At 61.4% G+C, this 11,777-nt stretch carries 11 protein-coding genes; 8 read left to right on the top strand and 3 right to left on the bottom strand.

The window, feature by feature from the left end; all coding sequences use genetic code 11:
• Positions 1–151 precede the first annotated feature (151 nt).
• Positions 152–1,375, top strand: coding sequence for a hypothetical protein (locus AC1DLT_RS06020; RefSeq protein ID WP_477486161.1), 1,224 nt, complete (start codon positions 152–154; stop codon positions 1,373–1,375).
• Positions 1,376–1,378: 3 nt separating this feature from the next.
• Here AC1DLT_RS06020 and ppk2 read toward each other — a convergent pair whose 3' ends face one another.
• Positions 1,379–2,260 (bottom strand): polyphosphate kinase 2, encoded by an 882-nt coding sequence (gene ppk2, locus AC1DLT_RS06015; protein ID WP_477486160.1) that lies wholly within the window; start codon positions 2,258–2,260, stop codon positions 1,379–1,381.
• 194 nt (positions 2,261–2,454) lie between these two features.
• On the opposite strand from ppk2, the gene phoR reads away from it, so the two are divergent.
• From phoR to phoB, 7 genes are all read left to right on the top strand, one after another.
• On the top strand, positions 2,455–3,723 hold the full coding sequence (phoR, locus tag AC1DLT_RS06010; RefSeq protein WP_477486489.1) for a phosphate regulon sensor histidine kinase PhoR: 1,269 nt from the start codon (positions 2,455–2,457) through the stop codon (positions 3,721–3,723).
• A 194-nt stretch (positions 3,724–3,917) separates the two neighbouring features.
• On the top strand, positions 3,918–4,952 hold the full coding sequence (locus AC1DLT_RS06005; protein ID WP_038539421.1) for a substrate-binding domain-containing protein: 1,035 nt from the start codon (positions 3,918–3,920) through the stop codon (positions 4,950–4,952).
• Between the two features lie 186 nt (positions 4,953–5,138).
• The gene (gene pstC, locus AC1DLT_RS06000; RefSeq protein WP_477486159.1) at positions 5,139–6,623 is read left to right on the top strand and encodes a phosphate ABC transporter permease subunit PstC; all 1,485 of its coding nucleotides are present in this window, start codon (positions 5,139–5,141) and stop codon (positions 6,621–6,623) included.
• Positions 6,620–7,939 carry a phosphate ABC transporter permease PstA gene (gene pstA / locus AC1DLT_RS05995; protein ID WP_477486158.1) on the top strand — a complete coding sequence of 440 codons (1,320 nt, stop codon included), beginning with the start codon at positions 6,620–6,622 and terminating at the stop codon, positions 7,937–7,939. The genes pstC and pstA overlap by 4 nt, the downstream gene beginning before the upstream one ends.
• Positions 7,940–7,952: 13 nt before the next feature.
• Positions 7,953–8,768: a phosphate ABC transporter ATP-binding protein PstB gene (gene pstB / locus AC1DLT_RS05990; protein ID WP_038539427.1), complete on the top strand. Its 816-nt coding sequence runs from the start codon at positions 7,953–7,955 to the stop codon at positions 8,766–8,768.
• Positions 8,769–8,813: 45 nt separating this feature from the next.
• Positions 8,814–9,527, top strand: coding sequence for a phosphate signaling complex protein PhoU (phoU, locus tag AC1DLT_RS05985; protein ID WP_038539431.1), 714 nt, complete (start codon positions 8,814–8,816; stop codon positions 9,525–9,527).
• A gap of 21 nt (positions 9,528–9,548) precedes the next feature.
• Complete coding sequence (phoB, locus tag AC1DLT_RS05980; RefSeq protein ID WP_038539434.1) at positions 9,549–10,232, top strand: phosphate regulon transcriptional regulator PhoB; 684 nt, start codon at positions 9,549–9,551, stop codon at positions 10,230–10,232.
• 9 nt (positions 10,233–10,241) lie between these two features.
• Here the strand turns inward: phoB and AC1DLT_RS05975 are convergent, their stop codons facing one another.
• A complete protein-coding gene (locus AC1DLT_RS05975; protein ID WP_477486157.1) occupies positions 10,242–10,679 on the bottom strand; it encodes a PACE efflux transporter in 438 nt (145 codons plus the stop codon).
• Between the two features lie 185 nt (positions 10,680–10,864).
• Positions 10,865–11,401, bottom strand: coding sequence for a GcrA family cell cycle regulator (locus AC1DLT_RS05970; protein WP_247034057.1), 537 nt, complete (start codon positions 11,399–11,401; stop codon positions 10,865–10,867).
• Positions 11,402–11,777: the final 376 nt, after the last annotated feature.

Here is an 11,777-nt window from a genome sequence, read left to right as displayed (position 1 = left end):
TCGCCGGGAGGCCCGGCAAAGGCACCCGACATATCCTGTCCTTATTTTTGGCCATGGTGCAGTCGAATGCGGTGCTTGCAGTTCGGCGGCGGAGAGGTTACCGAAACGTAAACTCCCGCGCAGTGGGTAAGAGTATGAAGAAGGACCGGCAGTGAGCGGTTTGGAAACGGCCATCAGGAACGCACTGGATCGCTCGAACCGGGCGGACCGGGAGATCAGGGCGCGTATTTATCAGTCGGCGCGTCAGGCGCTGGACGCCGGCCTTCGCAAGCAGGGCGTTACCGACCGGCTGATCATCATGCAGCAGCATGAACTTCTGGAGCGGAAGATCCACGAGATCGAAATGAGTGAAGTCGAGCGCCTGGCCGAACCGGTGCCGGGCCCCGCCGTCGAGCTCGAACCGGAATTGCCATATGCGGCAGAACCGATGGCGGTGGAGTCTCCGGTCATGGAGGCTCGCCCGCGGCCGGAAACACAGCAACGGTCGGCGCCGCCGTCCGTCGCGCCGCCTGTCGATACTGTTTCTGGTGGGACGCGCGCGCCAGCTGCCGCGGCCATGTCTCCCGGCGATCTCGGCGGCGTCAGCCCCGCGCGCGGCGAGCGGATCGAAGCCGAGCCATTCGAACCGGCACCTCAGGCGAAAGCGGCAAAGCCAGGCAGGACGAACAGGAACGCCCGCCCGCCATCCGATAGCGGACTGGGCGTCCCCCCGGAGCGGGCCGCCAAACCGCGAAAGCGTCGCGGTTTCCTGTCGCATCTCCTGACCTGGGTCATCACCCTCGGCGTGGTTGGCGGCGCCTGCTGGTGGTTCTATCAATCCGGCCTTGTGCAATCGATCATCGAGGAAGCCACGAAGTCGGCGGACCGCTCGGTCGCCGGCCAGGGATCGGGAGGCCCGGTCGCCTTCGATCCGCGCCGCGGCTTCTCGGATGAATGGGTGGAAATCTTCGTGCCCTCCAAGGCGGCGGAAATGAAAGCCGGCGGCCAGGCGAAAATCGAGACGGTCGCCGCCTCGGAAGGGCAGGCCGTCCGCATCGCATCGGCAACGTCAGGCGAGGGCGGCGATGTCTCTGTCGAAGTACCACCGGAAGTGCTGCGCGAAATGGCCGGGAAGAGCTCGACGGTGGCGCTGACCCTGCAGTCGGGACAGAACAGTTCCGCGCAGCTGTCGGTCCGCTGCGATTTCGGAAGCCTCGGCAGCTGCAGTCGCCATCGCTTTACGGCAACGCAGGAGAAGCTGGAGGCCCTCTTCCGGGTAACCTTCGAGCGGTCGCTCGCGCCCAACCGGCCCGGTCGCCTGATCTTCAACAGCGGCATCGACGGCGCGGACCGGGCGGTGCTGCTCTATTCGGTGCGCATCCTGCCCGGTCAATGAGGTCTATTTCAGGAATTTCGGGCCGAAACCGAAGATCTTGTCGTCGATCTCGCCGACAGCGTCCTTGTCCTTGCCCTCATAGTCGAGCGATAGCAGGATGTGGCGGATGACGTTGAGGCGGGCGCGGCGTTTGTCGTTGGCCCGCACGACGGCCCACGGCGTCTCCTTGTTGTGGGTTTTTTCGAGCATCGCGTCGCGCTTCTCGGTATAGGCGTCCCACTTGTTGAATGCGGCGATATCCATCGGCGACAGTTTCCAGATCTTGAGCGGATCGCGGCGCCGGTCATGAAAACGCTTGAGCTGCATCTCGCGGCCGATATCCAGCCAGAATTTGAAGAAGATGATGCCTTCGTCGGAAATCGTGTCTTCGAAGCGCGGCACCGCCTTCATGAAATCCTTGTACTGCTCCGGCGTGCAGAAGCCCATCACCGGCTCGACGCCGGCCCGGTTATACCAGGAGCGGTCGAAGAGCACGATCTCCCCTGAGGTCGGGAAATGCGAGATGTAGCGCTGGAAATACCACTGGCCGGCCTCGGTCTCCGTCGGCTTGTTGAGCGCCACCACGCGGGCCGAACGCGGATTGAGATAGGCATTGATCGAAAAGATCGTGCCGCCCTTGCCGGCCGCATCGCGGCCCTCGAACAGCGCCATCATGCGCTTGCCGGTCGCCTTCAGCCAGAACTGCACCTTGACGAGCTCGACCTGCAGCTTTTCAAGCTGCTTTGCGTATTTGTCCTTGTCCAGCTTATCGTCATGGGGATATCCGCCGGAGCCAAGAGCACGTTCCTCGATCCAGGCCGGTAACACCGGGTCATCGATATCGAACCGCTTGAGCTTGCCGTTGATGTCGATATTGACTGCCCGGCTTTCGGTCTCATCCGCCATGATAATGCTCCCTCCGATCGATCCGCCGCATGGGGGCGGTAGCCGATATGTAACGCAAGTTGGAAATTCCGCTACAGTCCGGATAGCGTCATTTTTGCGATGCGCACTCGGAAGCGATGTATATCTGTCATGCAGGGGATATATGAGCGCGTGTTCAACCTGTGAAAGCTGCGAGTCTGTCTGTGGGGTCGGTACTGGAGAAATGGCGTCGGGGTCTGGGCACGCTTGCTGCGAGGGCTCGGCAGGAGCGACCGCTGTTGCTGCTTCTGACCCTTCTGGCAACGATCGCGTTCCTGGTCGGAATGGATTGGGTGGGCGTGCTCGTCGGCTGGCTGCTGCTGGTGCTGGTCGTTGTCGGGCGCAAGCCCGTCGTCCTTCCGCCGCCGGTCCCGGAGATCGTCGAGGAAGAGCAGCCGGATTTCCAGCCGCTGCCTCAGGTGGCCGCAACGCTCAGTGCGCTCGATATTCCGGCTTTCGTGCTGGGCGAGGATATAACCGTCCTCTACCAGAACAAGGCGGCCGAGAAGGCCTTTGGCACCCTTTCCCCCGGATCGCATCTTTCGGCCCGGCTGCGGTCGCCCGGCATTCTCGACATGGTGCGCGAAACCATTGCCACCGACGAGCCGAACCAGATCGAGCATTCCGAGCGGCTGCCCTCCGAGCGTGTCTATACCCTGCGCATCGCACCCATCGATCTCGGTCGGCCGATGCAGCAAAGCTCGGAAGCCGTGGTGCAGAAGCTCTATCTCCTCTCCTTCCGGGACATTTCGGAGTTGCGCCGCATCGACCGGATGCGCTCCGATTTCGTGGCCAACGCCAGCCATGAACTGCGCACCCCGCTTGCCTCGTTGCGAGGGTTCATCGAGACCCTGCAGGGGCCGGCGCGCTCCGATCCGGCCGCGCACGAGCGGTTCCTCGCCATCATGTTCGACCAAGCGACGCGCATGAGCCGCCTTGTCGACGATCTCATGTCGCTGTCTCGCCTGGAGCTCAAATCCCATATCGCTCCGGACCAGTCGATCGACCTGAAGCCGCTGATCGGTCATGTGCGGGATGCGCTCGTACCACTCGCCGACGATCTCGGGGTAGAGATCCGCACGCACCTGCCGGAAGGCAAGGTGGAGGTTCTGGGTGATCGCGACGAACTGGTCCAGGTTTTCGAAAACCTGATCGAGAACGCCTGCAAATACGGCCAGGAAGGCAAGTTCGTGGACGTCTATCTGCGCAACGGCGCCTCCGATCCGGTGGAAGTGACCGTTGTCGACCAGGGGCCGGGCATTCCGGCCGAGCACGTTCCGCGGCTTACCGAGCGCTTCTACCGCGTCAGCGTGGCCGATAGCCGTTCCAAAAAAGGCACGGGCCTCGGCCTCGCAATCGTCAAGCACATCCTCACCCGCCACAGAGCACGTCTGATCGTGAAGTCGGAAGTCGGCAAGGGAAGCGAGTTCACCGTCAGATTCTGACATAAAGCGCTCTCCCTGCAAAGCTGTGCACCGAATTTCCCCATAAATATCAGCGGCTTGATATGTCACAAATGTTTCACCGAACTGACATAAAAGAGAGGTGCTACAGCGGCTAAGACAAGCGGGCCGAGCGTTGGCGAGAGCGAGAGCCAGCGCCGTCCGCATTCACACAAGCCCATGACGGGAGATTCCTCATGAACATCCTTAAACTCTCTGCAGCTGCCTTGGTGGCCTCCGTTGCGTTTGCCGGCGCCGCCGCTGCACGCGACCAGGTCCAGGTTGCCGGGTCCTCCACCGTTCTTCCCTATGCGAAGATCGTCGCCGAATCCTTCGGTGAAGCCTTCCCGAAGTTCAAGACCCCGATCGTCGAGTCGGGCGGCACCGGCGCCGGTCTCAAGGAATTCTGCAAGGGCGTTGGCGAAGCCACGATCGACGTTGCAAACGCTTCTCGCCCGATCAACAAGTCTGAAGCCGAAGCCTGCAAGGCAGCCGGCGTCACCGACATCCAGGAAATCCGCATCGGTTACGACGGTATCGTTTTCGCGACCGCCAGCAGCAACGGCGACATGAAACTCGAGCCGAAGGACCTCTACAAGGCTCTCGCCGCTCAGGTCGTTGTTGACGGCAAACTCGTCGCCAACCCCTACAAGAACTGGTCGGACATCAATCCGACGCTTCCGAAGGGTCCGATCGCCGCCTACATCCCGGGCGAAAAGCACGGCACCCGCGAAGTTTTCGAACTGAACGTTCTGGCCGCAGGCTGCAAGGATGCCGGCGCAACCGACGTCATCGCCAAGGAAATCGCTGACAAGGCTGCCCAGGCCAAAGCCTGCGTTGCTGTTCGCAAGGACGGCGTTGCCGTGGACATCGACGGCGACTACACCGAGACCCTCGCTCGTATCGCTGCCAACAAGACCGGCGTCGGCGTATTCGGCCTCGCTTTCTACGAAAACAATGCCGACAAGCTGAAGGTCGCCACCATGCGCGGCATCAAGCCGACCTCGGCCACCATCGCCGACGGTACCTACCCGGTTTCCCGTCCGCTTTTCTTCTACGTGAAGAAGGCTCACCTGGGCGTCGTTCCGGGCCTCAAGGAATACGTCGAGTTCTTCCTTTCCGACGACATGATCGGCCCTGACTCGCCGCTCATCGAGTACGGCCTGGTTGCTGCTCCTGACGCACAGCGCGAACAGGGCCGCAAGGACTTTGCCGCTGGCAAGACCATGTAATCCAAAGACCGGCGCCGCTTTTGGCGGCGCCGTTTTCTCTTCCGATCGATGGCCTTTGCATCGGCGGAATCGTCGGTTTTGTGGCGATGGTGTTGCGCAGTGCGCGATGGCGAATGCGATCGGTTCCGATGAACGGAGCTGGGCGGTGATGGGTTGCCGCCGAAAGCGGTACGCCGGGGGATTATGATGAACACATCACTAATATTATTGATTTTGGCAATAATCGGCATAGCCGGTTACGTCACTGGTGCCCGGTATTCAATGGCACTGGTCGGAGGGATTTCCTCCAAACTTCATTCACGGCCCGGATATTACGGTTCTTTTGTCGCTGTCTGGGCGATCCTGCCGGCCGTCGTCATTCTCTTTGTCTGGCTGGTCGCCAGCCCGATCTATATCAGCTCCTCGGTCCGCGGTGCGTTTCCTGAAGAGGTGAAAACCCAATCGCAGGCCGAGCAGGGCCTGAGCTACGGCATGATCACTTCGATCGCCCGAGGCATGAATGCGCTGACCGGCGACGAGATTGCCCGCGTCGAGAATAATCCGGTCGAGCTGCGTGCTGCGCTTGGGGCCAAGGGCGTTCCGCTTGCGGGCGATCCCCAGCCCTTCATGGTCAAGGCCGCCGCTGTCCTGAACAGGATGACCTTCGTCAGCCGCATCCTCATGACGATCGTCGTATTGGCGGCTTCCGTCGGCGGGGCGTTCTTCGCCTATCGTCAGATTGCGCCGCGCTTCCGCGCCCGCAACCGAGTGGAAAAGGTGGTTCTCGGCAGCCTCGTCGTCGCCTCCTCGATCGCCATTCTGACCACGATCGGCATCGTCGCCTCGATGCTGACCGAAGCGGCCCACTTCTTCACCGCTATTCCCGCCTGGGAATTCTTCTTCGGCACGGTATGGGATCCGCGTTTTGCTGCTGCCGGTTCTGGCGGCTCCGAAGGTCAGTTCGGCCTTATTCCGCTGCTGCTCGGTACGCTCTATATCGGTTTCGTCGCGATGCTCTTTGCGGTTCCGATCGGTCTCTTTTCGGCAATCTACATGTCGGAATACGCCTCGCCGAAGGTCCGCTCGGTTGCGAAGCCTTTGCTCGAAGTGCTCGCCGGCATTCCGACCATCGTCTACGGCTTCTTCGCCTTGACGACCATCGGACCGTTCCTGCGCGATATCTCTTCGCAGCTGAACGGCCTCGTCACCGGCGACTATGCCAACTTCATTCAGGCACAGAGCGTTCTGACCGCCGGCTTCGTCATGGGCATCATGCTGATCCCCTACGTCTCCTCGCTGTCCGACGATATCATCACGGCGGTGCCGCGTGCCCTGCGTGACGGCTCGCTCGGCCTCGGCGCCACCCGTTCGGAAACCATCAAGAAGGTCGTCCTGCCGGCCGCTCTGCCGGGCATCGTCGGCGCGCTCCTGATGACCGCATCGCGCGCCGTCGGCGAGACGATGATCGTCGTGCTTGCGGCCGGTGTTGCCGCCCGCCTGCAGATCAACCCTTTCGAGCCAATGACGACCGTGACCGTCAAGATCGTCAATCAGCTGACGGGTGACCTTGAGTTCACCTCGCCGCAGACCCTGGTTGCCTTCGCGCTGGGCATCACGCTTTTCGCCATCACGCTTTGCCTCAACATCTACGCGCTTTATATCGTGCGCAAATACCGGGAGCAGTACGAATGACCGATGTGGTTTCTCCCGCCGCCGGCATCTCCACGGCCAAGTCCGTCCGTCGCGATATCGGCATCAAGCGCCGTTACGCCGCCGAGCGTCGCTTCCGTGCCTATGGCATCGCCGCGCTTTCCTTCGGCATCATCTTCCTGATGCTTCTCCTGTGGTCGGTGGTCTCCAAGGGTTACACCGCCTTCCAGCAGACCATGATCACCATGCCGGTCGAGTTCTCGCAGCAGATCATCGACCCGCAGAACGAACGTGCCACCAATCCGCAGAAGCTGATGACGGCCAACTATCCGGTCGTCGCCCGCAATGCTCTCGCCAAGCTGCTCAACGTCAGCGTCGACGACCGTGTCGCCGCCCGCGCGGTCGGCCAGATGCTGTCCGATGGTGTCCGCGTTCAGCTGCGTGACCTGGTCATAGCCAATCCGGCGATCATCGGCACGACGCAGACGGTAAGACTGCTCGCTTCCGGCGATATCGACTCGGCCTACAAGGGCCAGATCGACCTCGACGTCAGCCAGGAAAACCGCAAGATCAACGACCAGCAGCTCGGCTGGATGAAGCAGCTCTCTGACAGCGGAGCCCTTGCCAAGCACTTTAACGGCGGCATTTTCGTCAACGGCGCATCGAGCCGTCCGGAAGCAGCTGGCGTCGGCGTCGCGCTCATCGGCTCGTTCTACATGATGCTGATCGTGCTTGTCCTGGCGCTACCGATCGGCGTCGCCGCTTCGATCTATCTCGAGGAATTTGCCCCGAAGAACAAGTTCACCGATCTGATCGAGGTGAACATCAACAATCTCGCGGCCGTTCCCTCGATCGTCTACGGTCTGCTCGGTCTGGCGGTGTTCGTCAACTTCATGGGCCTGCCGCGTTCCGCCTCCTTCGTCGGTGGTCTGGTGCTCACCCTCATGACGCTGCCGACGATCATCATCGCGACCCGCGCGGCACTGAAGGCAGTGCCGCCATCGATCCGTGCTGCCGCCCTCGGGCTCGGCGCCTCGAAGATGCAGACGATCTTCCACCATGTCCTGCCGCTTGCCATGCCGGGCATCCTGACCGGCACCATCATCGGCCTCGCCCATGCCCTTGGCGAAACCGCACCGCTGCTCCTGATCGGCATGGTGGCCTTCGTCGCCAACTATCCGACCACGCCGCTCGACCCGTCGACGGCGCTGCCGGTCCAGATCTACATGTGGGCGAACGAAGCTGAGCGCGCGTTCGTCGAGCGTACCTCGGGAGCAATCATCATCCTGCTCCTGTTTCTCATCCTAATGAATGTTGGCGCAATTCTCTTGCGGCGTCGCTTCGAGCGGCGCTGGTAGAAGGAGTATGACAATGAATATGATGTCAGAATCGGCAGTAGAAAAGGCGCTGGACCAAAAGATGAGCGATGCTTCCCACAAGATGATCGGTAAGGACGTTTCTGTTTATTACGGCGAAAAGCGTGCGCTTTTCGACGTGAACCTCAACGTCCGCGAAAACACTGTGACGGCTCTCATCGGTCCTTCCGGTTGCGGCAAGTCCACCTTCCTGCGCTGCCTCAACCGCATGAACGACACGATCGAGAATTGCCGCGTCACCGGCAAGATCACCCTCGACACGGACGATATCTACGACAATAACATCGACGTCGTGGAACTTCGCGCCCGCGTCGGCATGGTTTTCCAGAAGCCGAACCCGTTCCCGAAGACCATCTACGAAAACATTTCCTACGGTCCGCGCATCCACGGTCTTTCCAAGAACAAGGCCGACATGGATCAGATCGTCGAGGCGAGCCTGCAGCGCGCCGGCCTCTGGACCGAAGTCAAGGATCGCCTGCATGAATCCGGCACCGGCCTCTCCGGCGGTCAGCAGCAGCGTCTGTGCATCGCCCGCGCGATCGCCGTGTCGCCGGAAGTCATCCTCATGGACGAACCCTGCTCGGCTCTCGATCCGATCGCGACCGCCAAGGTTGAAGAACTCATCCATGAACTTCGTGCCAACTACACGATCGTCATCGTGACGCACTCGATGCAGCAGGCTGCCCGCGTCTCGCAGCGCACCGCCATGTTCCATCTCGGCCAGCTCGTCGAGGAGAACGACACCGACAAGATGTTCACCAATCCCGACGACCAGCGCACCCAGGATTACATCATGGGCCGTTTCGGCTGATCCAGTCGACTGTGCCGCCTGAAAATCAATTTTGAGGACTAGAAGATGGCATCGACCCATATCCTGTCGGCTTATGACGACGAACTGAAATACCTGAGCCGCCGTATCTCCGAAATGGGCGGCCTCGCCGAGCAGATGTGCTCGGACGCCGTGCGCGCGCTGGTCAATTCCGATGCCGCACTCGCCCAGAAGGTCATCTCCGACGACGTGATCCTCGATCACGCCGAGCGCGAGATCGGCGACAAGGCGATCATCACGATCGCCCGCCGCCAGCCGGTCGCAGCCGACCTTCGCGAGATCGTCGGTTCGCTGCGCATCGCCTCCGATCTGGAGCGCGTCGGCGACCTTGGCAAGAACACCGCCAAGCGCGTCATCGCGGTTCAGGGCACCGGCGTTCCGCGCAAGCTCGCCCGCGGCCTGGAGCATCTCTCCGATCTCGCCCTCGTGCAGCTCAAGGACGTCCTCGACGTCTATTCGACGCGTTCGGCGGAAAAGGCCGAGGCGATCCGCAGCCGCGACGAGGAAATCGACGCGATGTACACCTCGCTGTTCCGCGAGCTCCTCACCTACATGATGGAGGATCCGCGCAACATCACCACCTGCACGCATCTGCTGTTCTGCGCCAAGAATATCGAGCGTATCGGCGACCACGCCACCAACATCGCCGAGACCATCTACTACATGACGACGGGCGCCCAGCCGGAAGGCGACCGTCCGAAGGACGACTCGTCGAACACGCTCGGCGCGATCACCGAATAGAACTGACGGAGCAGGCCAAGAATGCTGCCGAAAATCGCTGTCGTAGAAGACGAAGAAGCGCTGAGCGTGCTTCTTCGTTACAATCTGGAAGCCGAGGGTTATGAGGTCGATACCGTTTTGCGGGGCGACGAAGCCGAAATTCGGCTTCAGGAGCGGGTACCGGACCTCCTGATCCTGGACTGGATGCTGCCCGGCGTTTCCGGCATCGAACTCTGCCGCCGGCTGCGCATGCGCCCGGAAACGGAGCGCCTGCCGATCATCATGCTGACGGCCCGCGGCGAGGAGAGCGAACGTGTTCGCGGCCTCGCCACCGGTGCCGACGACTATGTGGTGAAGCCCTTCTCGACGCCTGAACTGATGGCCCGCGTCAAGGCGATGCTTCGCCGCGCCCGTCCCGAGGTGCTCTCCAGCGTTCTCCGCTGCGGCGATATCGAACTCGACCGGGAAACTCATCGCGTTCACCGCAAGAGCCGCGAAGTGCGCCTTGGCCCGACCGAGTTCCGCCTGCTGGAATTCCTGATGGCCTCGCCCGGCCGCGTCTTTTCGCGGTCGCAGCTTCTGGACGGCGTCTGGGGTCACGACATCTATGTCGACGAACGCACCGTCGACGTGCATGTCGGGCGTCTCAGGAAGGCGCTCAACTTCTCCAATATGCAGGATGTCATCCGCACCGTCCGCGGCGCGGGTTATTCAATGGAATCCTGAGAGGCGGCTTTAAGCCGCCTCGGTCTGCCGCTGCCATTCCGGCAGCGGAAAAATCCGGTCGTAGGCCCAGTTGAACACGAAGGCATAGACCACGTAGAAGACCGCGAACGACACGTCCATCGTCAGCGCATGGACGAGGCTTATACCGAGATACCAGGCGATCAGCGGCAGAAGCGTGATCAGCAGTCCAAGTTCGAACAGCACCGCATGCGCCACGCGTATGGCGGTGTTTTTCTGCGTGCCGCCGGTAAAGCGCTGCATCAGGTGGTCGAAGCCGAGATTGTAGAGATAGTTCCAGCCAGTGGCGATCGTCGCGCTGCCGATGCCGACCACGCCGATATCGGCGGCCGGCATGCCGAAGGCGAAGGAGCCGAGTGGTGTGATGAGAGCAAGCCCGATCAGTTCGAAGCTGATGGCATGGCGGATACGGTCGCGTGTCGTGCGCATGATGACCTCCTGGGGTGCTTTCCGGGCCGTCCCGGAGTTTCTGCCCGAATGGGGGAGGTCGTCCTCACTGTCTTTCAGATAGGTGGAATGCCGATCCGGAGCAAGGCTTGGCCGGCATATCTGCCATACACAACAAAAAGCGGGCCTGAGCCCGCCTTCGATTTCGCCTCGTGTCGCGCCGCCGCTCAGACCCGAGCGGCAACCTTGCGGCGCTCGTTGACCGGCTGGTAGGCAAGCTTTGCGTGGTAACCGCAATAGGGCGATGCATCCGGGGATTCACAGCCGCAGAAGTGGAAGTCTTCCTTGAGCGGGTCGCCGACCGGCCATTTGCAGGTGCGCTCGGTGAGTTCCGTCAATGCAAGGCGGCGGGAGATCGGCACGACTACGTTGGAGGCGGGACGATATTCCATCTCCTGGTAGGGTTCGATCTCGATCTCTTCCTTGACCATCGTCGCGCCGACGGCGCGGGTAACGGTCCGGGTCGTGACCCGCGACGCATAGTTCGGAGCCCGCGGCGCCGATGTCGTGCGCTTGGCAGCCGATGCGCGGCCGGTCGCAACCGTACCGCCAGCTTTCGCCCGGCCCGGCAGGCTGAGACGATGCACCTTGCCGATCACGGCATTTCGGCTTACGCCACCAAGTTGTGCTGCGATCTGGCTGGCGCTCAGGCCCTCCGACCACAATCTTTTGAGCTTCTCGACACGCTCGTCTGTCCAGTTCATGCCCGTTCTCCGCCTTTGAACGTTGCTGGCATGCAGAATCCTTCCACCTTTGCTGCGAAAATCATTTCGCAGCACCCACTATATCTATGCTTGAGGTGACTAGTTCCGCCGCATGCAGTCTAGTAATTGATCATTAACCTAGTGTGAGGCTGACTCCGTGGCAAGAGTCGGAGGAATCTGCGGGATTCGATTTCGTGGTTTTCCCCAACTTGCTGTGATGGAGAGTCTTTTTTGTCACAGAAGCCAGCGCCTGTCGGGTTCCGGTCGTAACGCGCCTAAAACACCGAGCTTTGTTGACATTGACGGCCTAAACCCCGATAGTGCCCCCGCCGCCCAGTGGGCGGCATTTTTGGTTTTTCTGGCCGGTTTTGTCGGC

It is taken from the genome of Neorhizobium sp. 05N33 (genome assembly GCF_056397445.1).
The sequence above is the reverse complement of the archived record's forward strand: the minus strand, read 5'-3'. Positions and strand labels throughout refer to the sequence as shown.